This window comes from Variovorax paradoxus (genome assembly GCF_000834655.1).
Lineage (GTDB): Bacteria > Pseudomonadota > Gammaproteobacteria > Burkholderiales > Burkholderiaceae_C > Variovorax > Variovorax paradoxus_F.
This window is the reverse complement of record NZ_JXQQ01000044.1, coordinates 24,105-48,792: the sequence shown is the minus strand read 5'-3', so window position 1 is coordinate 48,792 and position 24,688 is coordinate 24,105. Positions and strand designations below refer to the sequence as shown.

Below are 24,688 nucleotides of genomic sequence, written 5' to 3'. Positions count from 1 at the left end.
GCCGGATCGGCCGGCCCGCACGTCCGTAACGCGGAACAGGCGCACCAAGACGCCGAAGGGAAAGAACAGTGATCAACGAACTCAAGAAGGTTGTACGACGCTTGGGAAGGGAGGCGCGCAACCTGGGCAAGGGCCTGGGCTCCAGGGCTTCGGTCGTTCGTGGAATCAGGGAAGAAGGGCTGTTCGACGCCGACTTCTATCGCCGCGAGTACCCCGTCGTTGCCGCTGCGTCGGCCGACCCGCTGCAGCATTACCTCGCACATGGGTGGAAGCACGCCATGGAGCCCTCGGACCGGTTCTCGGTGCGGGCCTACCTCGGCAGGAATCCCGACGTGCGCGCGGCCCGGCTCGATCCGCTGGCGCATTGGGTGCGCTATGGCAGGACCGATGGCCGCATTCTTCCCGAAGCGGCGGGCGGCGAGACCCCCTGGTTCGAGAACGACAGGCTGTACCCGCTGCCCGATGACGTGGTGCACTACGAGCTGATGGCCGGCCGCGCGTACTTTGGCGGCGCGGGCTTCGACTTCGCGCAGCGCGAAGCCGGCGCGACGGTCGCCGATGCGGCCAGGGCGATGGCGTTGCGCACGCCGCTCCTCACCATCGACACGGTGTCGCCGAAGGTCTCGATCGTCATTCCGGTGTACGGGCAGACGCATTTCGCACTGAACTGCCTCGACTCGCTCGCGCGGTTGCGCTCGAAGTATTCTGTCGAGGTGATCGTCGCGGACGATGCGTCGCCTGCGGCCGCGCGCACGGACGTGCTCCAGGCCATTCCCTGGATCCGCTACGAACGCCGCACCGAAAACGGCGGGTTCCTCGAATGCTGCAACTCGACCGTGCAACTGGCACGCGGCGAGATCGTCGTCCTGCTGAACAGCGACACGCGCGTCGTCGATGGCTGGCTGGACGAACTCGTCGAGGCCTTCGACCTGTTCCCCAAGGCCGGCATGGTCGGCTCGAAGCTCTTCAACGACGACGGCACGCTGCAGGAAGCCGGTGGCATCTTCTGGCGTGACGGCTCCGCCCACAACTACGGACGGGGCGACGACCCGAACCGGCCGCAATACTGCTTTGCGCGCCAGGCCGACTTCATTTCGGGTGCCTCCATCGCGATCCGCAAGCCGGTCTGGGACGAATTGGGCGGGTTCGATCCGGTCTACAAGCCGGCGTACTGCGAAGACGCCGACCTGGCGTTCCGGCTGCGCCGCGCGGGCTACGAGGTGTGGTTCGTCCCGACTTCGCGCGCCATCCACTACGAAGGCATCACGCATGGCCGCGACGTCACCCAGGGCATCAAGGCCTACCAGGTCACCAACCTGCAGAAGTTCGCCGAACGCTTCCGCGCCGAACTGGTCGCGCATCCGCAGCCGGGGTCCAGCTCGGTGCGTGCAGCCAGCTGGCGCAGCAGAAAGAACATTCTTTTCGTCGATGCGCTGACGCCGACGCCGGACCAGGATTCGGGCTCGATCGTGACCAACGAGGTCATGGCCACCTACCGCGAGGCCGGGTTCGGCGAAAGCTTCTTTCCGCTGCATTCGCCGTACTGGTCGAAGAAGTACACCGCCGCCCTGCAGCGCCGGGGCGTCTGCTGCCACTACAAGCCGTTTTCCAACGACATCGGCGACGCCCTCGCGCTGGACAACTGCTTCGACTACGCGCTGCTCTACCGCTACAACGTGGCGCAGGCCGTCCACGCAGAAGTGCGCGAGAAGGCGCCGGCCACGCGCGTGCTGTTCGCCAACGTCGATCTTCATTTCCTGCGCGAAGCGCGTGCCGCCGAAAACGCCAACGACCAGCTCGCGCTGCTGCGGTCCGAGTCCACCAGGAAGAACGAACTCGAGATGTTCCTGCGCGCGGACGCCTCGTTCGTCCACACGCAGATCGAGAAGGACGTGATCCAGGCCGCGCTGCCCCGTGCACTCGAGAACATGGTCGTGCTGCCGTGGATCGCAGAGGTCTTTCGCGACACCCCGCCTTTCGCGGACCGTGCGGACATCATGTTCCTGGGCAACTTCCCGCATGCGCCCAACGTCGACTCCATGCTGTTCTTCATGCAGGCGATCTGGCCCGCGCTGCTACTCGACCTGCCGCCGCACGCCAGGCTCCTGGTCGTCGGCAACCAGCCGCCCAAGGAAGTGCAGGACCTGGCGTCGGAGCGCGTCATCGTGACGGGCTTCGTGCAAGAACTCGAACCGTATTTCCAGGCGTCCCGCGTGTTCGTGGCGCCGCTGCGCTACGGCGCCGGCATCAAGGGAAAGCTGGTGACGGCACTGGCCCACGGTGTGCCCAGCGTAGCGACCCACATCGCCGCCGAAGGCATTGCCACGCCGCAAGAGCGCCATCTTTCGATCACGGACGATCCCGCGCAATTTGCCGCGGAGGTGCTGCGCATCTACGGGGACGAATCGTCGTGGTCGTCCTTGCGCGAGGCCGGGCTGGCCTACGTCGAGCAGAATTATTCGAGGGCAGCGACCCTGAAGACCTGCATGCAGGCACTGGCGATCGCCGACAAGGTCTGGCTTGCGCGGCAGGCGCACCGGCAGCATCGGTTCTTCGAAGAGATCATGAGGGAAAACGGTGAGCTCGAACCGACCCGGACCGATTGAGAAATTCGTGCGTTTTCACCTTCGACTCGTCACGCCTTTCCAATGAACAAGAACGAATCGAACCAGCTGCGTCCCGCCCCCGAGGGACAGGCGGCGACCGATGACACCGAGAAGATCGAGGGCGGCAGCGCGTCCGCGTTCGAGGCCTTGCTCGAAGCCGCGAACGAGCGGGCGAATGCCGCGCTGACGCAGCAGCGCGAGATCCAGAACTCGATCTCCTGGCGCATCACGGCGCCGCTGCGCAAGGCTGCCGACGCGATGCCGGAGTCCATGCGCGCCAACCTGCGGCGCGGCGCGAAGGCCGCATGGTGGGCGCTGACGCCCTGGCGCATGCCCGAGCGGCTTCGCGTGCTGCGCATGAAGCGGCCGGAGGAAGCGTCGCTCGCAGGAACGTCGGACCCCGCCGACGCCTATGGCACATGGATCGCCAGCACCGAAACCCGATCGCCCGTTGCCGGCGATGCGTCCCAGGCACCCCAGTTGTCTTTTCTCCTGGCTGCGGGTCGCGACGCCGAAGCGCTGTTGCGAACGCTCGCTTCGCTGCGCTCGCAGGCTTCCAGGCGCTGGGAGGCGTTGGTCGCGGTCGAGGCCGGCGACGCCGAGGCGGCCATCCAGGCCGCGCTGGACACGTTGGCCAAGGACCCTCGCATCGTCCGCGTCGCGGTTTCTGGGGGATCGCGCTCGCAGGGACTGGCCGCTTGTGCGGCGCAAGCCACGGGCGAGTTCGTCGCCATGCTCGATGCCGGCGACATCGTGGCGGCCGGTGCGCTCGACGAGATCGCCTTTGCACTGGCACGCGCCCCGCACAGCGACATCGTCTACGGCGACGAGGACGAGATCTCCGCGGAAGGGTTTCGCCAGCACCCGTACTTCAAGCCGGGCTGGTCTCCGGACCTGCTCTATGCCTTCAACTACTTCGGCCGCCTGACGCTGCTGCGCGCGAGCGTCGTCCATGCGGCGGGCGGCATCGACCCTGCTCTGGAAGCCGGTGTCGAGTGGGACCTGAACCTCCGGGCGAGCGAGCAGGCCGGCATCATCACGCGCGTGCCCAAGGTGCTGTGCCACCGCAGGACGGGAAGCGCGCGCGAACGCGCCGGCCCGCTGACCGAAGATGCGGCAGGCCACCGCGAGGCGCTGCGCAAGCATTGGCGCCGCTACGGCGTGGACGCCACCATCGAGACGCAGCCTGACGGCACGCAGCGCGCCACCTGGGCGCTGGCCCATCCGCCGCTGGTGTCGATCATCGTCCCGACCAGGGACAAGGTCGAACTGCTCCGGGTCTGCATCGACGGGCTGCTCGGGGGCACCGACTACGAGAACATCGAGATCGTAGTGGTGGACACCGGCTCGGTCGAACTACAGACGCAGGCCTACTACGAAGAACTGCGGCGCCACGCGCAGGTGTCGATCGTTCACTTCAGCAAGAAATTCAATTACTCCGCGGCCTGCAACCACGGCGCAACGTTTGCGCGCGGCGAGTTGCTGCTGTTCCTCAACAACGACATCGAAGTGCTGTCCCGCGACTGGCTCCTGGAAATGGTGCGCTTCGCCCAGCGTCCCGGGGTCGGCGTCGTCGGCACGCAGCTTCTTTATCCCGATGGGCAACTTCAGCATGGTGGCGTCGGCGTCGGGATTCACCTGTGCGGGCTCATGTACCGCTCGGCCGAGCGCGGCGAGTGGGGCGTGTTCGGTTCCGCGGAACATCCGCGCAACTGGCTGGCCATCATGGGCGCGTGCCAGCTGGTGAGCCGCGAGGCCTTCGATCGCGTGGGCGGCTTCGACGAGGCCTACCTGGTGGCCTGCAGCGACGTCGCGTTGTGCCTGAACCTCTGGCGCGCGGGCTACCGTACGGCCTATGCGCCGCATGCGCGGCTGCGGCATCACGAGGGAGCGACCCGCGGCACGGTCAACCCGACGCCCGACATGCAGCGCCTGGCCGACGACATCCGCCTGCTGGGTATCGACGAAGACCCCTACCTGCACCCGGAGCTGGATGCCCGCCAGCCGATTCCCGCGCTGCGGCTGGGCGGCGCGCCCACGGTGCGCGAAAGCCTCACGGCCGACACGCGTGCGCTCGGCTCGCTGATGCTGCCGGCCACGGTGCTCGACCTGTCCAACGACCGCACCTGCCTGGAGGCCGCGGGCCTGCCCAGGGAAGACGTGGTGTGGCCGCCCGAGCCGTCGCACCGTATCGCCGATACATGGTCCGCGGCACGCTGGTGCCTCGACCTGCTGCGCACCCGTCCCGATATCGCCCGGCGCTTTCCGGCGGCACTGTCCGGAGGCAGCGACGGCGAATTCGGCCGCTGGATCGCGAACGAGGGCGGCGAGGCGCTGCAGTTGTCCGACAGCGCGAGGGCCCTGGTGGCCGGCTGCCTGTCGATGGACCTGGGCGCGCGCGCGCGCCAGGCCTACCTCTTTCACGACGACATCAAGACCCCGCTGCCCCACGGCCTGCTGCCCATGGGGCAGTTCGAACTGTTCCAGTGGTTCATGCGGCAGGGACGCCAGCTCACCGGCCTTCGGCTCGAAGAGATCTGGTGGCTGTTGCGCGAAGCCTCGGAGCAGCCCGCCGTCGAGTTGCTGCGGGCCTATGCCTTCGCCCCCGCCTGGCAAACGCTCTACCCGGACGGGCTCACCGTTTTCGGCCGGCGCGCCTTTGCGGCCTGGTTCGGCGCCACCTACCGCGTGAAGGACGCATGGGTCGATCCGGCACAGTGGCACGTCGACATGGCGCCTGCGGCCCAGATCCGCATGGCCTACCTGGCCCGCGAGGACTGGCGACTGCGGCATCCCCACGCGCTGGACGAGGCGCGCCATGCCGCCGCGTTGATCGAATGGCTCGCCACGCCGGCCGCGGCGCAAACGCCGGAGGTTGCCGCATGGTGTGCCGCGCTCGATACCGCGCAGGTTGCGGCGGAGATGGTCGCGCCGGGCGTCAACGTGATCGGGCATTTCGCATATCCCTCAGGGCTGCGCGTTTCGGTCGAGGCGCTGGTCGAGGGCCTGCAGCGCGTCGGCGTGCAGACCTCGCTGCGCGACCTGAAGACCGACCGCAAGGACGATCCGACGCATGCGAAATTCGACGGCTTCGAGGATTTCGAGACCACGCTGATCCACGCGCAGCCCGAGCCCTTCTTCGACCAGGCATTCAGCCGCAGCGATCTGCACGAGCGCTCGCCGCGCACCTACCGCGTGGGCTACTGGTACTGGGAGTTCGACTCCATTCCCGATGCCTGGGTGGCGCATGCCGAGAAGGTCGACGAGGTCTGGGCGGCCACCGAGTTCGTGGCGCGCGGCCTTCGCGCGCGGCTGGCGCAACCGGTGCGCACATTGTTCCCGGGCGTGAAGCTCGGCCCGTTCGAGCGCCGTTCGCGCTCGTATTTCGGCCTCAGGGACGAGCCCTACACGTTCCTCTTCACCTTCCACATGATGAGCGTCATGGAGCGCAAGAACCCCATTGGGCTCATCCGCGCCTTCACGCGCGCCTTCGGCGCCGACGACGCGGTGCAACTGGTGCTCAAGACATCCTTCGGCGATCGCCATCCGCAGCAGTTCGAGGCCTTGCAGGCCGCGGCGGCCACCGCTGCCAACGTGACGATCATCAATGAGGTCTACAGCCCCGAGGACGTGCTCTCCTTGATGGACGCCTGCGATGCCTACGTGTCGCTGCATCGCAGCGAGGGCCTTGGGCTCACCATGGCGGAAGCCATGCTCATGGGCAAGCCCGTCATCGCCACCAACTTCTCGGGCAACGTCGATTTCATGGACAGCAGCAACAGCCTGCTGGTGGACTACGAGCTCGTGAAGCTCGGCAAGTCGATCCCGCCCTATGACGCGCACCTCGAATGGGCCGAGCCGTCCGAGGCGCATGCGGCGGAACTGATGCGGCGCGTGTTCGACAACCAGGCCTGGGCGGCCGAGTTGGGTGCCGCGGCCAGGGTCAGTGCCGAAAGTGCCCTGTCGCTCGATGTCGCAGGGCGGAAGGCCGCGAGCCGGCTGGCCGAGATCCGGGCGCAGCAACGCGACGCCCGCAACGGGCGCCGCGAGGACTGATCAGGAAACCTCGACGATCCGCCCGTGCTCCATGTGGATCACGCGGTTGCATTCCTTGGCGATCAGCTCCGGCGAGTGCGATGCCAGCACCAGGATGCCGGATTTGGAGACCACCTCGCGCATGCGCTGCTCGGCCTTCTCGGTGAACTCGGCGTCGCCGACCGACAGCCATTCGTCCATCAGCAGGATGTCGGCCTCGACGCTGGTGGAGATCGAGAACGCCAGCCGCATCATCATGCCGGTGGAGTAGGTGCGCACCGGCATGTTGACGTACTCGCCCAGGCCGCTGAACTCGCAGATCTCAGGCGTGAGCCGGTCGACCTCTTTCTTGCTCATGCCCATGACGAGGCCGCGCAGCATGATGTTCTCGACGCCGGTGGCGTCCATCTCGATGCCCAGCGACGGATCGATCAGGCTGGCGACCGAACCTTGCCGGGCGAATTCGCCGGCCGAGGGTTCATAGACACCCGCGAGCGTGCGCAGCAGCGTGGACTTGCCCGCGCCGTTGTGGCCGACGAGGCCCAACCGGTCGCCGCTCTTGAGCTCGAGATTGATGCCGCTGAGCGCTTGCACCACGGTGACGCCGGTTTCCTTGCCGAAGCGCCCGCCGGTGACCGAAGCCGCCAGCGTCTTCTTGAGCGATGCCGCACCGGCGCCGTAAATGGGGAAATTGACGGCGACGTTTTTGAGAGAGATGAATGCCATGGATCAGAGCCAGTAGACGACGCGGCGACGGTATTTGGCGAACAGCATGGTCGCGGCGACGAGGCTCACCGCCGTCCAGCACAGGATGCCCCACCAGTTGTGGATGTCGGCGACACCGCCCATCAGCGGGGTGCGCAGCAGGTCCAGCATCTGGGCGAAGGGATTCCAGAGGATGTACTTGGCGCGTTCAGGCAGGCTCGAGGGCACCCAGAACACGGGCGTGAGGAACATCAGCATCTGCATCACGCTGGTCACGATCTGCGTCACATCGCGATAGCGCGTGCAGATGAGGCCGAGCAGAAGCCCGAGGGCGTGCGCATTGACGATCAGGATGAGGAAGGCCGGCAGCACCAGCAGCGCCGACCAGGACAGCGAGATGCCCGCCCACAGGGCCACCGGCACATACAGCACGATCTGGTGGGCGAACTGGATCAGGTTGCGCGCCAGGCTTCGCCAGACGAAGAGGCTGATGGGAAAGTAGCCCTGCTTCAGGTAGTTGGACGACCCGACGAAGGCGTTGCAGGCGTCCGTGACCACGCTGGAGAAAAAGGCCCAGAAGATGACGCCGAGCGCCAGGTGCGGGAAGAATTCGTTGAGCTTGGTGCCGAAGAGCGACGCGTACAGCGGCCCCATGCCGCTGATCATGACGCCCATGCTCAAGGTGAGCCACAGCGGCCCGAGCATGGAGCGGCGATAGCGCAGCACGATGTCGAACCAGGCGAGCGTCCACCAGATGTCGGTGCGGCGGGTGCCTTCCCACCAGTCGGAAATGGCGCTTCGATGCAGATTGGAGTGAACTTGGCTCATGCGCGTCCGTAAGTGTCTGCGAGGCGAACGATGTCGTCCTCGCCAAGGTAGCCGCCGCACTGGACTTCGATGAGCACCAGTTCTTCGTCGCCGATATTGGTCAAGCGGTGTTTCTCTTTCAAGGGGATGTAGCGGTACTGGCCGGGCAGGGTTTCGTGCTCGACATCGCCGATCTGGACGATGCCGCGGCCCTGCACCACGACCCAGTGCTCCGCGCGGTGGTGGTGATATTGCAAGGACAGCGATTCTCCCGGCATGACCGTGATGCGCTTGACCTTGTACCCTTCTTCTTCCTTCAGTGCCGAGTAGGTGCCCCACGGGCGGTTCACGACCGCGGGAGAGTGCACCGTCTCGTGCCTGCGGGCCTTCAGCGTGTCGACCACCTTCTTGACTTCCTGGGCGCTGTCCTTGTGCGCCACGAGCAGTGCATCGGGCGTGTCGACAATGACCAGATCATGCACGCCCACCGTGGCGACCACCTTGGGGGAGTGGCTGTCCACCTGCACGTGGGTGCCGGTGGTGTCGATGGCCACGACGTTGGAAGGCATGGTGTTGCCGCTGGCATCGGGCGTGAGCGCATTGGCCAGCGCGGGCCACGATCCGACGTCGCTCCAGCTGAATTTGGCGGGCACAACGTGCACGTTGTCGGCCGGCTCCATGACCGCGTAGTCGATGCTGATGTCCGGCTGTAGCCCGAAGGTGTGCAGATCGAACTGGATCGTCTCGCCCGCCACGTGCGACGACTCGAGCGCGCGGCGTGCCGCGGCCAGCAGCTCGGGCGCATGGCGCTCGAAGGCGGCGACGATGGCGTCCGCGGTAAAGCAGAACATGCCGCTGTTCCAGTAGTAGCGGCCGGTGGCCAGGTACTCCTGCGCGGTCTGGAGGTCGGGCTTCTCGACGAAGCGCTTGGCGGCCTGGCTCTCGCGCGAGACCTTGGCCACCTCGACGTAACCGAAGCCCGTGTCCGGCCCCGTGGGGTTGATGCCGAATACCACCAGCTTGCCCTGCGTGGCGAGGCGGAATGCCTGGTTGGCACTGGCCACGAAGGCCTCGACGTCGGGCACCAGGTGGTCGGCCGACAGCACGAGCATCACGGTGTCGCCGCTGAACTGCCGGATGCACTGCAGGGCGGCCAGGGCGATCGCCGGCCCGGTGTTGCGGCCCCGGGGCTCCAGCAGCAGCGTGGCCTCGGGCGGGTCGGACATCTGGCGCAGCACGTCCTTGGTGAGAAACAGGTGGTCCTTGTTGGTGACGACCATCAGATCGCCCGTACCGCAGGCCTGTCCCCGTTCGATGGCCTGCTGGAGCAGGGTGGTGCCGCCAAGTTTCATGAAGGGCTTGGGAAAGGCTTGCCGAGATGCTGGCCAAAGCCGGGAACCTGCCCCCCCTGAAAGCACAACTGAAAAGACGCGCATTTTTTTATAGGGTGTGATGAGGGGATAATTTTACCGGCCCCCACGGGGCGGCCCCGTAACGATTGGAAGCGTCTATTTTGGTGACCTCGAGCAATGTTCAGTAAGCCTACGCTGCCGGCTGCGCAGCCTTCTCCCCGGCGGCGCGGGCTCGATGTCGCTTCGAGCAATGCACAGCTGCAGCGGCACATCGGTTTGCTGGAGGTGCAGGTCAAGGCCCTGGATGCGCAGGTCCGCAGCATGACGCAGTCCAGCAGCTGGCGCCTGACTGCCCCTTTGAGGTGGCTGAGCGGTCGTTTCCAGCGCGTTGTGCGCGGCGTATCACCGGCGGCTGATCCTGTTCGTCGGGGCACCTATGCCGACTGGGCAGCGCGTTACGACCACCCCGGGCACGACTCCCATGAGGAAGGCGAAGGCCGGCGCCCCGGGATGGCCGCGTGGCCCGCGCGTCCGCGTTTCCTGGTGTTGGCTGGCGCGCCCGGTGCAAACGCAGCATCGTTGCAACAAACGACCCGGTCCCTGGAAGCCCAGTCTTACGCGGAGTGGACGCTCCAGGCTGGCCCGCCGACCGGTCCGGTGAGCGCCGACTGGATTGTCTTGCTCGAACCCGGTTGCACGCTGCCCGACCACGCGCTCGTCACCATTGCCAGGGAGATCGACGCGCATCCCGGAGTCCGCATGCTGTATGCCGACACTGACGTGATCGACGCGGAAGGCCGTCGCGGGGATCCGTGCTTCAAGCCGGACTGGAACCCGGACCTGTTCCTGTCCCGCAATCTTTTCTCGCCGATGGGCGTGGTCCAGGCCAGCCTGTTCGAGGAGGCTGGCGGGCTCAATGCAGCCGCCGATGGCGCGCAGGGATTCGACCTGGCGTTGCGCTGCGTGGAGCGCGTTCGACCCGACCAGATCGGCCACATAGCCCGCATCCTCAGTCATTCGCGTAGGCCGCTCGCGCCGGCTGGCAAGGCCGATGCGCAAGCGCTCGACCGGCACTTCCAGCGCATCGGCACCGCGGCCACCGCCGAGGCCACGCCCCACGGTCTCCGCGTGCGCTATGCGTTGCCCGAGGTGCCGACCTTCGTCTCTCTGATCATCCCGACCCGCAACGGCGTGAACCTCGTGCGCCAGTGCATCGAGAGCATCGTCCTGGAGACCGCCTACCCGAACTACGAGATCCTGCTGGTCGACAACGGCTCGGACGACCCCGAGGCGCTCGCGTACTTCGCGGCGCTCGGCGCACAACCGGGCATCACCGTGATCCGCGACGACCGCCCTTTCAACTACTCGGCGCTCAACAACGCGGCCGTGGCGCAGGCGCGCGGAGAACTCGTCGGCCTGCTCAACAACGACATCGAAGTCATCTCGCCCGACTGGCTCCACGAGATGGTGTCGCTCGCGCTGCAGCCGGGTGTGGGCGCGGTCGGCGCGAAGCTGCTCTACCCCGACATGACCATCCAGCACGGCGGTGTCGTCCTGGGCATCGGCGGCATGGCGGGGCACGCGCACAAGCACCTGCCATCGACCGTCGCAGGCCATGGCGGCCGCGCGCAGCTGGTACAGAACTTTTCCGCGGTCACCGCGGCCTGCCTGGTCGTGCGCAAGTCGCTCTACGAGCAGGTCGGCGGACTCGACGAAGCTCAGCTGGGCGTGGCCTACAACGACGTCGACTTCTGCCTGCGCCTGCGAGAGGCCGGCTACCGCAACGTCTGGACGCCCTACGCCGAGCTGCTGCACCACGAGTCGGCGAGCCGCGGCCTCGAGATGGCGGCCGAATCGCGCGACCGGCTCGCGCGCGAATCCGCCGTCATGCGAAGCCGCTGGGCCGACCTGATCGCTCACGACCCCGCCTACAACCCCAACCTCACGCTCGACACCGAAGATTTCGACCTGGCGTGGCCGCCGCGCCCCACAAGCTCTCCATGAACGCTCCCCGTCCCCTCGAAGTCTCCGTCGCGCTTTGCACCTACAACGGCGCACGGTTCCTGCGCGAGCAGGTGCGCAGCATCTGCCTGCAGACCCGTCCGCCGGTCGAGATCGTGCTGTCTGACGACGCCTCGCGCGACGGGTCGGTCGAAGTGGTGCGCGCCGCCGTCGCCGAATGCGCGGCCGAACGCCCGGGTCTCTCGATCGCGCTGCGGGTCTTCGAGAACCCGGTCGCCTTGCGCGTCGTCAAGAATTTCGAGCAGGCCATCAGCGCCTGCACCAGCGAACTGATCGCGCTGAGCGACCAGGACGATGTGTGGATGCCCGACCGGCTCGAACAGATGGTGCCCCGCTTCGAGCAGGACGCCGACCTGCTGCTGCTGCACACCGATGCGCGCCTGGTCGACGCCGAGCGCCGCGACTTGAATCAGACGCTGTTCCACGCGCTGGAGGTCACGCCCTCCGAGCTGGCGCGCGTGCACGCCGGCAATGCCTTCGAGGTGCTGCTGCGGCGCAACCTCGTCACTGGCGCGACCACCGTGTTTCGCCGCTCGCTGCTGGCAGACGCGCTGCCGCTGCCGGTCGAGTGGGTGCACGACGAGTGGCTGGGCATCGTTGCTTCGACGACGGCGCGGGTCGACCTGCTGGAGCAGCCGTTCATCGAATACCGCCAGCACGAATCCAACCAGATCGGCGCGCGGCGCGACACCTTTGCCGAGAAGGTGCGCAAGGCGCTGGCCTCCCGCGGCACCACGCACGTCGAGCGTGCGGTCAAGGCCGAGCTTCTGCTCGCGCGGCTCGTGCAGCTGGGTGACCGGGTCCCGCCCGAGATCCTTGCCAAGGTGCGCAGCAAGATCGAGCACCAGCGTTTTCGCGCCGCGTTGCCCGCGTCGCGGCTCGCGCGCATCGCGCCGATCGCGCGCGAAGCCTTGACCGGCCGCTACGACAAGTTCGGCCGCGGCGTGCGCGGCGTGGTCCGCGACCTTTTCGAATCTGTGTAGGCTCCGCCCCCAAAGAACCATGAACCCAATGAACGCCTCCCCAGATTCCTTCATCGCAGCGCAACCGTCGGCCTGGCCGAGCGTCGTGGTGATCATCCCGTTCTACAACGGCGCCGATTTCATCGAGCGTTCGGTCAGGAGCGTCTTCGAGCAATCGGTGCCCGCGGCCGAGGTGATCGTGGTCAACGATGGCTCCCGCGCCGAGGAACGCGCTTCGCTCGACGCGCTGGCCGCGCGCTATCCGTTCCGCATCATCGACAAGGAAAACGGCGGGCAGGGCTCGGCCCGCAACGCCGGCGTGAAGGCCTCGACCTCGGACTTCATCTGCTTTCTCGACCAGGACGACTTCTACCTGCCCAACCACATCGAGACGCTGGCAGCCTCCATTCCGCCCGGCGACCGTCTGTTCGGCTATGTCTACGCCGACCTGTACGAGGCCGACGCCGACGGCAACGTGATCCGCACCGGCGTGATCAAGGAGCACGCGACGCACCCCAAGCGCAACATCAACGACCTGCTGCGAAACGACATGTTCGTGCTGCCGTCGGCGGCGCTGGTGAGCCGCAAGGCCTTCGAGGCCGTCGACGGTTTCGATTCGCAGTTCATGGGCTTCGAGGACGACGACCTGTTCCTGCGCATCTTCCGCAAGGGGTTCAGCAACTACTTCGTGGACAAGGCCGTCACCGTCTGGTGCATCCACACGGCGAGCACTTCGTTCGGCATCCGGATGATCCGCAGCCGCTTCAAGTACTTCAAGAAGCTCACCCAGATGTTCCCCGACGAGCACCTGCGCGGGCGCTACTACTTCCGCGATTGCCTGGTGCCGCGGTTCCAGCCGTACTTCGTCAACCACGCGATCGAGTCGATCAAGAACGACGACCAGTACCGCGCGGAGATGAGCGCGATCCTCAACGAGTACGGCGCCATGGTGCTGGCCAACCCGTATGTGGGGCGCAAGAAGAAGCTGCGCCTGCGGATCACGCTGTTCCTGCTCAACCACTGCCCGCCTGGCGTGGTGCGCCTGGTCGGTGCCATCACGCGCCTGCCCGGCATTCGCAGCCTCCGGCGCCTGTACGCCTAGCGCGCGGGAGCCGGGGCAGCCGCTGCAGGCTGCTTCGGCGTCGTCATCGCGGGGTCGATATAGGTGGCGAACTTGCGCACGTACTCGGCGCGCAGGTGCCCGGCATCCTTGTAGATCGGCGTGGCATCGGCGTCCGCCCGGGTGCACCAGTCCTTCTCGCACAGCGTCGGAATCGGATCGATCACGATGGCGCCGCTGCGTTGCGCGATCTGGCGCATGCGCTCGTGCAGCGCCTTCTGTTCCGGCACCCAGGGCGCGGTCGGCGACATGCGCCCGACGGTCATGTTCCCCAGGCGTCCACCCTTGACGAATTCCTCGGGGCCGAAGCCTTCGCCGACCGGGTTGTCCAGCAGCAGGTAGACCTGCTTGTGCTTGGAGAGCGCCGTCATCACCGTCTCGAGCGTGTTGAGCGCGAAGTCCGCGCCGCCGCCGCCCATGAAGCGGCGCTTGTTCTTACCGTCCTGGTAGTAGTAGCGGTCCGCCGCGGCGTTGTCGGCGGTGGGCTTGTCGGTCTCCGAGAAGTAGCAGTTCCAGCAGCCGCCGAAGACCACCGCATCGAACTTGTCGCTCACCGCCAGGCGCATGCCGCCGTCGCGGCGTTCCGCGCAGAGGTTGTTCTGCTCGTCGACCACGTTGGGAATCGGCGGGCAGGCGCCCCAGGTCACGAAGGACAGGGAATCGAGCGTGTCGGGCGCGGTCTTGCTCAGCTCCACCGCGCGCGGGCCGTATTGTTCGATGTGGCTGTCACCGAAGAAAAGCACGCGGCGCTTGCCGTGGCCGATCTGCTGCAGCACCTCGCCATCGACCTTGATCGGGCTCAGGCCGTCGGGGTAGCCCCAGTCCTTGGCCGCGGCCGCCGTCTTGTTGAAGTATGGATCGCTGTGGCGCCCGACGTAGTAGCCCGAGGTGGCCAGCAGACCGAGCACGACGAAGCCCACCATCGCGGCCACGAGGCCCGAGGTCACCGTGGAGTTCTCGGTCTTGCGCGTATAGCGTTCGACGAAGCGGTAGGTCAGCCACGCAAGCACGAAGGAGGCGACCAGCATCAGCGCGCGGATGCCGTCGGAAGGCAGCTTGCCCTCCAGGATGCGCGCATACGCCAGCAGCGGCCAGTGCCACAGGTACAGCGGGTAGCTGATGAGCCCCACCCACACCATCGGCTTCGAGGCGAGCACGTAGCGGTTCAGCACGCCGGTTGGCCCGGCGGCGATGCAGAAGAATGCGCCCAGCGTCGGCAGGATCGCCCAGAAGCCCGGGAAGGCCTTGCCGCCGCGAATGAAGCACAGGCCCAGCACGATCAGCGCCAGCCCGGCGATGGACTGCGCATGGCGTCCCCAGCCCGGCTTGGGCAGCGGCCGGTGCAGCCGCATGTACGCGAGCATGCCGCCGATCATCAGCTCCCAGAAGCGCGAAAGCGGCGAATAGAACGCGGCCGTGCGGTGGCTGTGGATGGTCGTCACGTTGAGCAGGAACGACGCCGCCGCGACGATGCCGACCACCCAGAGCACGCGCCATTTGCGCTTCCACGCGAGGCCCAGCAGCACGGGCCAGAAGATGTAGAACTGCTCCTCGATGGCCAGCGACCACAGGTGCAGCAGCGGCTTGGTCTCGGCCGCGTTGTCGAAGTAGCCGGCCTCGCTCCAGAACGCGAAGTTCGAGACGAACCCAGCGCCCGCGGCCACGTGCTTGCCCAGTTGCACCCATTCGTTGGGCAGGAGCGAATACCAGCCGAAGGCGAGCGTGGCCGCCAGCACCAGCGCCAGCGCCGGGAAGATCCGCTTCACGCGCCGGGCGTAGAACTCGCGGTAGCTGAAGCCCTCGCCCTCGAAGCTGGCCAGGATGATCGTGGTGATCAGGAAGCCGGAGATGACGAAGAAGATGTCGACGCCGATGAAGCCGCCCTTGATCCACTGCGGGAACGCGTGGTAACCCAGGACCGAGAGCACCGCCACGGCGCGCAGCCCGTCGATGTCCGGGCGGTATTTGGGGTGAACCAGGTGGGCGTGTTCGTTGTGGAACGTCGGGCTCGTCGTTGTCGTCGTCATCGTCGGTGTTGAAAGCGCGCTTGCTTTTTTGGTTCCCGATTGTCTTCGCAAACGCTTTTTGCCCCGTTCAGGGGCGGGGCGGCTGCATCCGCCGGTAGCGCCAGAAGGCGCCCGAGAGCCACACTTTCAGCAGGCTGCTGACGTGCCAGTACAGATAGCGCTTGCTGCGGTGGCTCGCGCGCTGGGCGTCGTGCCGCGCGAGCAGGTCTTCGCCGACCTGCAGCTTCCAGCCCGCCAGGCGGGTGCGGGCGCAGATGTCGAAATCTTCCCCGTACATGAAAAAGCGCTCGTCGAAGCCGCCGACCTGGCGGTAGGCGCTACTGCGGAACAGCATGAAGAGGCCCGGAATCCACGCGGGCACTGCGGGCCGCACATAACCCGGCTTGTTGCGCCCGAGGATCTCGAGCGGCGTGAGCAGCGCCCGATGCGGCTCGGGCGCGGGCTTGCCGGGCTCCAGGATGCGCGGGGTCATCAGGCCGGCGTCAGGTGCGGCCTGCACGATCAGCGGCGCGAGCACGTCGCCGTCCACGCGGATGTCCGGGTTGAGCACAAGGAACCAGGGCGTCTCGCAACGACCGAAGGCCTGGTTGTGATTCGCGCCGAAGCCCTTGGGGGCCGCGTTCTCGATCCGCTCGACCTCGAAACCCCAGCTTTGCCCCGCCAGCACGTCGGGCTCGGGGATGTTCACGGTGAGCACGACCTTGGCAATCGACGCGCGGCTGTGCCGGTCCAGCTGGTCGAGCAGCGGCTGCACCAGGGCGAGCTGGCCGTGGCTCACGATGGAAACGGTGATCGGGGGCAAAGGAGCAGGGGAGGCGGGGGAGGGGGGCGTTGGCATGGTCTAATTTCGCTCGGGAATTCTAGGGTTCCCCAACTCCCACACATGATTGCCCTGATCGTCATCAGTTTCTTCGTCGCTGCCTTCGCGGTTCAGCTCTTCATGCGCCGGGCGCGCAGGCATGCGCGGCTCTACGGCGCCGACATGCCTCAGCGCTTCCACAAGGGCCACGTGCCGCGCCTGGGCGGTGCGGGCATCCTGCTGGGGATGGGGGTGGCCTGGCTGGCCGCGGGCATCACCGGAACCGATCCCTTCAACGTGTCGTGGCCGGTCAAGACCTCGATGCTGACGCTGCTGTGCATCGCGCCCGCGGTGCTGGGCGGCATCGTCGAAGACATGACGCAGCAGGTGAAGGTGCGCTACCGGCTGGGCTTGACCATCGGCTCGGCGCTGCTGGTGTGCTGGCTGCTCGGCCTGGGCGTCTCGCGCACCGGCGTCCCGCTGGTCGATGGCTGGCTGGCCATGTTGCCGTATGCCACCGTGCTGTTCGCGGCGCTCGCCATCGGCGGACTGCCGCATGCCTTCAACATCATCGACGGCTACAACGGCCTGGCCGGCACGGTCGCCGTGCTGGTGTGCCTGGCAATCTCGCACGTGGCCCTGCAGGTGGGCGACCGGCAACTGGCGGCCATGGTGATCTGCCTCGTGGGCGCGACCTTCGGCTTTCTTGTCTGGAACTACCCGCGCGGCAAGATCTTTGCCGGCGACGGCGGCGCCTATGTCTGGGGCATGGTGATCGCCGTGGCCTGCGTGACGCTGGTGCAGCGCCACCGCGTGGTCTCGCCGTGGTTCCCGATGCTGCTGCTGATCTACCCGGTGTGGGAGACGCTGTTCTCCATCTACCGCAAGCTCGCGCGCGGCCAGTCGCCCGGCACGGCCGATGCGCTGCACTTCCACCAGCTGATCTTTCGCCGCATCGTGCGCGTGGCGCTGGCGGACGACGAGGCGCGGCAACTGCTCGCGCGCAACAACCGCACGTCGCCGTACCTCTGGATGTTCGCCGCGCTGTCGGTGGTGCCCGCGGTGCTGTTCTGGAACAACACCATCGTGCTGGTGCTGTTCTGCCTGCTGTTCGTCACGACGTACGTGGGTGCGTACCTCATGATCGTGCGATTCAAGGTCCCGCGCTGGCTGCGACCTTGAGAGAATTTCTGTTCGTTCCCATCGTTCAACGCTTTGGAGCCTGACCGCCCATGACCGACCCCGTCCTCAACATTCCCCCGCGCGACAAGGCCGAGATCCTTGCCCAGGCGCTGCCGTACATCCGCAAGTTCCACGGCAAGACCATCGTCATCAAGTACGGCGGCAACGCCATGACCGACCCGGCCCTGCAGGCCGATTTCGCCGAAGACGTGGTGCTGCTCAAGCTGGTCGGCATGAATCCGGTGGTGGTGCACGGCGGCGGCCCGCAGATCGAGGCCGCGCTCAACAAGCTGGGCAAGAAGGGCAGCTTCATCCAGGGCATGCGCGTGACCGACGCCGAGACCATGGAGGTCGTCGAGTGGGTGCTGGCCGGTGAGGTGCAACAGGACATCGTGGGCCTGATCAACCAGGCCGGCGGCAAGGCCGTGGGCCTCACGGGGCGCGATGGCGGCCTCATCCGCGCGCAGAAGCTCAAGCTGGCCGACCGCAACGACCCCAACGTTCAGCACGACGTGGGACAGGTCGGCGACATCGTCTCCATCGACCCCAGCGTGGTGAAGGCGCTGCAGGACGATGCATTCATCCCCGTGGTCAGCCCCATCGGCTTCGGCGAGGAGAACGAGAGCTACAACATCAACGCCGACGTGGTTGCCGGCAAGCTCGCCACCGTGCTCAAGGCCGAGAAGCTCATGCTCCTGACCAACACGCCCGGCGTGCTCGACAAGAACGGCAAGCTGCTCACCAACCTGAGCGCCCGCGAAATCGACGAGCTGTTCGCCGATGGCACCATCTCCGGCGGCATGCTGCCCAAGATCGAGGGCGCGCTCGACGCGGCCAAGAGCGGCGTGAACGCGGTGCACATCATCGACGGCCGCGTGCCGCACGCGATGCTGCTCGAGATCCTGACCGACCAGGCCTACGGGACGATGATCCGAGCCCGCTGAGCGGCGCGGGGAGCGCCTGTTGCGCTGTGCGAGAATCAATTGATTACATCTTTGCACGCGCTCCCATGCAGAACGAAGAGACAGCTGCTCCCGGCGTAGAGACCCCAGCGGAAACGCCAGCCACCGCCACGCGCAAGCGTCCGAAGCCGGGGGAGCGGCGCGTGCAGATCTTGCAGGCGCTGGCCGCCATGCTGGAGCAGCCCGGCGCCGAGCGGGTCACGACTGCGGCGCTGGCTGCGCGGCTCGATGTGAGCGAGGCTGCGCTCTACCGCCATTTCGCGAGCAAGGCCCAGATGTTCGAGGGCCTGATCGATTTCATCGAGCAGAGCGTGTTCACCCTGGTGAACCAGATCCTCGAGCGCGAAGGCGCCACCGGCGCCCAGCAGGCCGCTCGCATCCTCACGCTGCTGGTGCAGTTCGCCGAACGCAACCCGGGCATGACGCGCGTCATGGTCGGCGACGCGTTGGTGTATGAGAACGAGCGCCTGCAGCAGCGCATGAACCAGTTCTTCGACAAGATCGAAGCCACCCTGCGCCAAGTGCTGCGCGGCGCGGCCACCGCCGAAGGCTCGGCCACGCCCACCGTCGATGCGCAGGTGCGCGCCGCGGCGCTCACAGCCTTCGTGGTTGGACAACTGCAGCGCTTTGCGCGCTCGGGCTTTCGTCGCGCGCCTTCCGAACACCTCGAAGCCACGATCGCACTGATCGTCTGAAGAGACCGGTCTTCGGACCGCCCGCTGCCGCAGGTCTATCGATGCGATAGCCGAATCTGATGCCATGTCGCCATGTTCATTGACAAAATCGATGGACCCCGACAACTTCATCAGAGGACAGCATCCATGTCAGACACCCGCAAGCTCACCACCGAAAGCGGCGCCCCCATCGAAAACAACCAGCAGTCGCAGACGGCTGGCGTCAACGGTCCTGTGCTGATGCAGGACCACAACCTCATCGAGAAACTGGCCCGCTTCGACCGTGAGCGCATTCCGGAACGCGTGGTGCATGCCCGTGGTTCGGGCGCCTTCGGCACTTTCGAAGTGACTGCCGATGTCTCGAAATGGACCAAGGCCAAGTTCCTCGGCCGCGTCGGCAAGAAGACCGAAGTGCTGGCGCGTTTCTCGACCGTGGCGCTCGAACTCGGCTCGGCCGACACCGTGCGCGACCCGCGCGGCTTCGCGCTCAAGTTCTACACGGAAGACGGCAACTACGACCTCGTGGGCAACAACACGCCGATCTTCTTCATCCGCGATCCGCTGAAATTCCCCGATTTCATCCACTCGCAGAAGCGCGACCCCTACAGCCACGTGCAGGAGCCCAACAACGCCTGGGATTTCTTCTCGCATTCGCCCGAAGCCACGCACCAGTTCACCTGGCTCTTCGGCGATCGCGGCATCCCGAAGAGCTACCGCCACATGGACGGCTTCGGCTCGCACACCTTCCAGTGGGTGAACGCCAAGGGCGAGGCCTTCTGGGTCAAGTACCACTTCAAGACCAACCAGGGCATCGAGACCTTCGTGGCCGAAGAGGCGCAGCGCGTGGGCGGCGAGAACCCGAACCACCACCACCTCGATCTGCTGCATTCCATCGAGCGCGGCGAGTTCCCGAGCTGGCGCGTGCAGGTGCAGATCATGCCGGTGGCCGAGGCGCAGACCTACCGCTTCAACCCCTTCGACCTCACCAAGGTCTGGTCGCACAAGGACTATCCGAAGATCGACATCGGCATCCTCACGCTCGACCGCAACCCCGACAACTACTTCGCCGAGATCGAGCAGGCCGCCTTCAACCCGGCCAACTTCGTGCCCGGCATTGGCCCCTCGCCCGACAAGATGCTGCAGGGGCGCTTGTTCAGCTACGGCGACACGCAGCGCTACCGCCTTGGCATCAACCACACGCAGTTGCCGGTGAACCGCCCGCACGCGACCACCGCGCAGAACTACGGCCGCGACGGCGCGATGCGTGGCGACGGCAACGGCGGACGCGGCCCGAACTACGAGCCCAACAGCTTCAGCGATGCGCCCAAGCAGACGAACGAGCCGGTGTACGCGCCGCTGGAAATCCACGGCTGGACCGGCAGCCACCAGTGGCAGAAGCACGAGGCCGACACCGACTTCGTGCAGGCTGGCGACCTCTATCGCCTGATGGACGAGGCCGCGAAGAAGCGCCTGATTCAAAGCATCGCGGGCGGCCTCGGCGCGGTCACGCGGCAGGACATCATCGACCGCTCGGTGAGCTACTTCCGCCAGGCCGATGCGGACTACGGTGCGCGGCTCGAGAAGGCGATCGAGGCGGTACAGGCGAAGATCAAGGGCGACGACACCAGCGTGCAGGTGGGCAAGCCGGCGCACGACAGCAGCAAGAGCTGATCGCCGATGTCTTTCTTCCTCCCCTGCCGGGGGAGGGCAGGGGTGGGGGTAGGCAGCGTGCCCATCGGGCGCTCTGCGTGCCCCCTTCCCAACCTTCCCCAGAGGGGGAAAGAGCAAGAGGGTCAGGCGGTGACCGTGACGCCCACCTTCGCGCCGGCAGCCACGATCTCGCCCCACGTCGCATCGTCGATCCAGATCCCGTCCTGCCGGCGCGCCGCACGCGCTTTGCGCTCCGGCTCGCCCGCGATCTGCACTTCGTCGAAGCCTTGCCCGGGCGGGCTCTTCCTCAGCCAGTCGATGAACTCGCGCGCCTCTTCATCGAACGCCTTCTGCGTTCCGAGCTTCACCGGATCGATCAGCACCGTCAGCATGCCGTTGAGTACCGAGCGCGCCGTGTCCGCCGGCCGGTGCCACGTGCCGCCGCCCGTGAGCGCCCCGCCCAGCAGCTCGCACGCCACCGCCATGCCGTAGCCTTTGTGTTCGCCGAAGGTCATGAGCGCGCCGAAGAGTCCGTTGCCCTGCGGCACGACCACCACGCCGGGGTCGTTGGTCGGTGCGCCTGTCTCGTCGATCAGGTAGCCGTCGGGCACCTGCTCGCCCTTGTTGTGCGCCACGCGCATCTTTCCTTGCGCCACGCGGCTCGTTGCATAGTCGAGCACGAAGGGTTCCGCGCCCGCGAGCGGCACGCCGATGCAGCACGGGTTGGTGCCGAAGCGTCCATCGCCACCGCCCCAGGGCGCGACCACGGGCCGCGAGAGCACGTTCACGAAATGCATCGCTACCAGCCCCTGGGCCGTCGCCATTTCGGCGAAGTGCCCGATGCGCCCCAGGTGGTGCGCATGCGAGAGCGTGAAGATGCAGCTGCCGTGCTGCTTTGCCCGCGCAATGCCCAGCTCCATCGCCTGCACGCCGACGATCTGCCCGTAGCCGTGCTGGCCGTCCAGGCCCAACAGCGTGCCGATGTCCAGGTTGATCTTCACGGCCGCGTTGGGCTTGAGCCCGCCCTCGGCCACCGCATCGATGTAGCGCGGCAGCATGCCGACGCCGTGCGAGTCGTGTCCGCTCAGGTTGGCCAGCACGAGATTGGCGGCCACCTGCTGCGCCTCGGCGGGGCTGCTGCCTGCGGCTTCGAGGATGCGGGAGACGTCGGTTTGCAGGCCGTCGGCCGGCAGTGTTCTGGGCATGGATCAGGCTCCCTTTGCGTTCAGTGTGATGGCGTAGAGCGACGTCGTCGCGCAGATGAAAAGCCGGTTGCGCTTGAGTCCGCCGAAGCAGACATTCGCCACGCGCTCGGGCAAGAGGATCTTTCCGAGCAGCGTGCCGTCGGGGTGGTAGGCGTGCACGCCGTCCAGGGCGCTGGTCCAGATGCGGCCTTCGGTGTCGAGGCGAAAGCCGTCGAACATGCCGCTCGTGCATTCGGCGAACACGTCGCCGCCACCCAGGCTGCGGCCATCGGCGCCCACCTTGAACCGGCGGATGTGGCGCGGCCCGTCCTTCAGGTGGCTCGCGCCGGTGTCGGCGATGTAGAGCAGCGATTCGTCGGGCGAGAACGCCAGGCCGTTGGGTTTCACGAAATCGTCGGCCATGCGCTCGACGTTGCCGCTCGCGGGGTCGATGCGATAGACATGGCAGGCGCCGATCTCGCTCTCGGCGCGCAGGCCCTCGTAGTCCGAGAGGATGCCGTAGCTCGGGTCGGTGAACCACACGCCGCCGTCCGAATGCACCACCACGTCGTTGGGGGAGTTCAGGCGCTTGCCCTGCCAGTGCGAGGCCAGCACGGTGATCGATCCGTCGTGCTCGGTGCGCGTCACGCGTCTCGTCAGGTGCTCGCAGCTCACCAGCCGGCCCTCACGGTCGACCGTGTGGCCATTCGCGTTGTTCGACGGTTCGCGGAACACCCCGACCGTGCCGTTCACCTCGTCGTAGCGCAGCATGCGGTTGTTCGGAATGTCCGACCACAGCAGCGTGCGGTGCGCGCCGAACCACACCGGGCCCTCGCACCAGCGCGCGCCGGTCCACAGCCGCTCGACGCGCTCGGGGCCGGGGATGCAGGTGTTGAAGCGTGCATCGATGCGTTCGAAGCCCGTGCCTTCCAGGAAGCCGAAGGGGAGAGTGTTCATTGGTGCGCCTTCCCGCCAAGCGGGAGCGAGCTTGCCTTCGGGCGGCCCGGCGCTGCGCTCATGCCGTGCCCCGCGTTCACATCACCGCGCCGACTTGCCACGGCACGAATTCGTTCTGCCCGTAGCCGTGCTGCTCGCTCTTGGACTGCGCGCCCGAAGCGGTGGCCAGCACGAGCTCGAAGATGCGCTGCCCCATCTCCTGGATCGAGGCCGTGCCGTCGACGATCTCGCCGCAATTGATGTCCATGTCTTCTTCCTGCCGCTGCCACAGCGCCGAGTTGGTCGCGAGCTTGAGCGAAGGCGAGGGCGCGCAGCCGTAGGCCGAGCCGCGCCCGGTGGTGAAGCAGATCAGGTTCGCGCCGCCGGCCACTTGGCCCGTGGCGCTCACCGGGTCGTAGCCCGGCGTGTCCATGTAGACGAAGCCGTGCGCGGAGACGGGCTCCGCGTATTCGTACACCGCCTCCAGGTTGCTGGTGCCGCCCTTGGCGACCGCGCCGAGCGACTTCTCCAAGATGGTGGTGAGCCCGCCCGCCTTGTTGCCGGGCGAGGGGTTGTTGTTCATCTCGCCTTCGTTGATCTCGGTGTAGTGCTCCCACCACTTGATGCGGTCCACCAGCTTCTGGCCCACCTCGCGCTTCACCGCGCGGCGCGTGAGCAGATGCTCGGCGCCGTACACCTCGGGCGTCTCGCTCAGGATGGCCGTGCCGCCGTGCGCCACCAGCAGGTCGACCGCGGCGCCGAGCGCCGGGTTCGCGCTGATGCCCGAGTAGCCGTCCGAGCCGCCGCACTGCAGCCCGATGGTGATGTGCGCCGCGCTGCAGGGCTCGCGCTTCACGGCATTCGCGCGCGGCAGCATCTCGTTGATGAGCGCCACGCCCTTCTCGACCGTCTTGCGCGTGCCGCCCGTGTCCTGGATGTTGAAGGTGCGGAAGTTCTCGCCTTCGGCCAGGTGGCCTGTCGCGAGCCATGCGTTGATCTGGTTGGCTTCGCAGCCGAGGCCGACCACCAGCACGCCCGCGAAGTTCGGGTGCGTGGCGTAGCCCGTGAGCGTGCGCGACAGCACCTGCATGCCCATGCCCTCGGTGTCCATGCCGCAGCCTGTGCCGTGCGTCAGCGCGACGATGCCGTCCACGTTGGGGAATGCCGCGAGCGCGGAAGGGTTGGTCCGGCGCGAGAAGTGATCGGCAATGGCGCGCGCGGCCGTGGCCGAGCAGTTCACGCTGGTCAGCACGCCGATGTAGTTGCGCGTGGCCACGCGGCCGTCGGCGCGCTTGATCCCCATGAAGGTGGCTTCGCGCTTCGGGGGCGAGGGCTTCACGTCGGCGCCGAAGGCGTAGTCGCGTGCGAAGTCCCCCTTGTCCGGGCCCATGTCCAGGTTCTGCGTGTGCACGTGCTCGCCGGGCGCGATCGGCTTGCTCGCGAACCCGATGATCTGGTTGTAGCGACGCACCGGTTCGCCCTGCGCAATGCTGCGCATCGCGACCTTGTGGCCCGGTGGGATCAGGCCGCGCACGGCCACGTTCTCGACGAGCGTGCCGCCCAGCAGTTGCGAGCGCGCGATGACGACGTCGTCGGCGGGGTGGAGTCGGATGTAGGGGGTCATCGTGGGTATCGTCTTTGGAGCCGGCACGGGCAGGCCGGCGG

General features: G+C 66.9%; 17 protein-coding genes. 9 read left to right on the top strand and 8 right to left on the bottom strand.

All coding sequences use genetic code 11. The features are described 5' to 3' along the window. Positions 1–68 precede the first annotated feature (68 nt). Positions 69–2,606, top strand: coding sequence for a glycosyltransferase (locus RT97_RS18620; RefSeq protein WP_042580295.1), 2,538 nt, complete (start codon positions 69–71; stop codon positions 2,604–2,606). A gap of 42 nt (positions 2,607–2,648) precedes the next feature. Further along, positions 2,649–6,662: a glycosyltransferase gene (locus RT97_RS32580; RefSeq protein ID WP_080898354.1), complete on the top strand. Its 4,014-nt coding sequence runs from the start codon at positions 2,649–2,651 to the stop codon at positions 6,660–6,662. On the opposite strand, the gene RT97_RS18605 is transcribed toward RT97_RS32580, so the two are convergent. From RT97_RS18605 to RT97_RS18595, 3 genes are read right to left on the bottom strand one after another with little or no spacing between them, the layout of a single operon-like run. After that, positions 6,663–7,367, bottom strand: a complete 705-nt coding sequence (locus RT97_RS18605; RefSeq protein ID WP_042580294.1) for an ABC transporter ATP-binding protein — start codon at positions 7,365–7,367, stop codon at positions 6,663–6,665. It lies immediately after the preceding gene. Between the two features lie 3 nt (positions 7,368–7,370). Continuing rightward, positions 7,371–8,174 carry an ABC transporter permease gene (locus RT97_RS18600; protein ID WP_042580293.1) on the bottom strand — a complete coding sequence of 268 codons (804 nt, stop codon included), beginning with the start codon at positions 8,172–8,174 and terminating at the stop codon, positions 7,371–7,373. Beyond that, positions 8,171–9,589: a mannose-1-phosphate guanylyltransferase/mannose-6-phosphate isomerase gene (locus RT97_RS18595; protein ID WP_042580292.1), complete on the bottom strand. Its 1,419-nt coding sequence runs from the start codon at positions 9,587–9,589 to the stop codon at positions 8,171–8,173. Before RT97_RS18595 ends, RT97_RS18600 begins: the two co-directional genes overlap by 4 nt. 495 nt (positions 9,590–10,084) lie before the next feature. Between RT97_RS18595 and RT97_RS18590 the strand changes: the two genes are divergently transcribed. The 3 genes from RT97_RS18590 to RT97_RS18580 are packed head-to-tail and all read left to right on the top strand — an operon-like array spanning position 10,085 to position 13,591. Next, complete coding sequence (locus RT97_RS18590) at positions 10,085–11,509, top strand: glycosyltransferase family 2 protein (protein ID WP_172672224.1); 1,425 nt, start codon at positions 10,085–10,087, stop codon at positions 11,507–11,509. After that, positions 11,506–12,510, top strand: a complete 1,005-nt coding sequence (locus tag RT97_RS18585) for a glycosyltransferase family 2 protein (protein ID WP_042580357.1) — start codon at positions 11,506–11,508, stop codon at positions 12,508–12,510. Before RT97_RS18590 ends, RT97_RS18585 begins: the two co-directional genes overlap by 4 nt. A 28-nt stretch (positions 12,511–12,538) precedes the next feature. Continuing rightward, positions 12,539–13,591: a glycosyltransferase family 2 protein gene (locus RT97_RS18580; protein ID WP_155403838.1), complete on the top strand. Its 1,053-nt coding sequence runs from the start codon at positions 12,539–12,541 to the stop codon at positions 13,589–13,591. Here RT97_RS18580 and RT97_RS18575 read toward each other — a convergent pair. After that, positions 13,588–15,636 carry an acyltransferase family protein gene (locus RT97_RS18575; protein WP_042580289.1) on the bottom strand — a complete coding sequence of 683 codons (2,049 nt, stop codon included), beginning with the start codon at positions 15,634–15,636 and terminating at the stop codon, positions 13,588–13,590. The genes RT97_RS18580 and RT97_RS18575 overlap by 4 nt on opposite strands. A gap of 67 nt (positions 15,637–15,703) precedes the next feature. Then, complete coding sequence (locus RT97_RS18570) at positions 15,704–16,474, bottom strand: glycosyltransferase family 2 protein (RefSeq protein ID WP_042580288.1); 771 nt, start codon at positions 16,472–16,474, stop codon at positions 15,704–15,706. 45 nt (positions 16,475–16,519) lie between these two features. Between RT97_RS18570 and RT97_RS18565 the strand changes: the two genes are divergently transcribed. The 4 genes from RT97_RS18565 to RT97_RS18550 all read left to right on the top strand — a co-directional run bounded on the left by RT97_RS18565 (position 16,520) and on the right by RT97_RS18550 (position 20,924). Further along, positions 16,520–17,617, top strand: a complete 1,098-nt coding sequence (locus RT97_RS18565; RefSeq protein ID WP_042580287.1) for a glycosyltransferase family 4 protein — start codon at positions 16,520–16,522, stop codon at positions 17,615–17,617. A gap of 50 nt (positions 17,618–17,667) precedes the next feature. Continuing rightward, on the top strand, positions 17,668–18,561 hold the full coding sequence (gene argB, locus RT97_RS18560) for an acetylglutamate kinase (protein WP_042580286.1): 894 nt from the start codon (positions 17,668–17,670) through the stop codon (positions 18,559–18,561). Between the two features lie 65 nt (positions 18,562–18,626). After that, positions 18,627–19,274: a nucleoid occlusion factor SlmA gene (gene slmA, locus RT97_RS18555; RefSeq protein WP_042580285.1), complete on the top strand. Its 648-nt coding sequence runs from the start codon at positions 18,627–18,629 to the stop codon at positions 19,272–19,274. 126 nt (positions 19,275–19,400) lie between these two features. Beyond that, positions 19,401–20,924, top strand: a complete 1,524-nt coding sequence (locus RT97_RS18550) for a catalase (RefSeq protein WP_042580284.1) — start codon at positions 19,401–19,403, stop codon at positions 20,922–20,924. A gap of 122 nt (positions 20,925–21,046) precedes the next feature. Here RT97_RS18550 and RT97_RS18545 read toward each other — a convergent pair whose 3' ends face one another. The 3 genes from RT97_RS18545 to RT97_RS18535 all read right to left on the bottom strand — a co-directional run bounded on the left by RT97_RS18545 (position 21,047) and on the right by RT97_RS18535 (position 24,647). Continuing rightward, positions 21,047–22,108, bottom strand: coding sequence for a malate/lactate/ureidoglycolate dehydrogenase (locus RT97_RS18545; RefSeq protein ID WP_042580283.1), 1,062 nt, complete (start codon positions 22,106–22,108; stop codon positions 21,047–21,049). A 3-nt stretch (positions 22,109–22,111) separates the two neighbouring features. Beyond that, complete coding sequence (locus RT97_RS18540) at positions 22,112–23,044, bottom strand: SMP-30/gluconolactonase/LRE family protein (RefSeq protein ID WP_042580282.1); 933 nt, start codon at positions 23,042–23,044, stop codon at positions 22,112–22,114. 76 nt (positions 23,045–23,120) lie between these two features. Beyond that, on the bottom strand, positions 23,121–24,647 hold the full coding sequence (locus tag RT97_RS18535; protein ID WP_042580281.1) for a UxaA family hydrolase: 1,527 nt from the start codon (positions 24,645–24,647) through the stop codon (positions 23,121–23,123). Between the last annotated feature and the right edge of the window lie 41 nt (positions 24,648–24,688).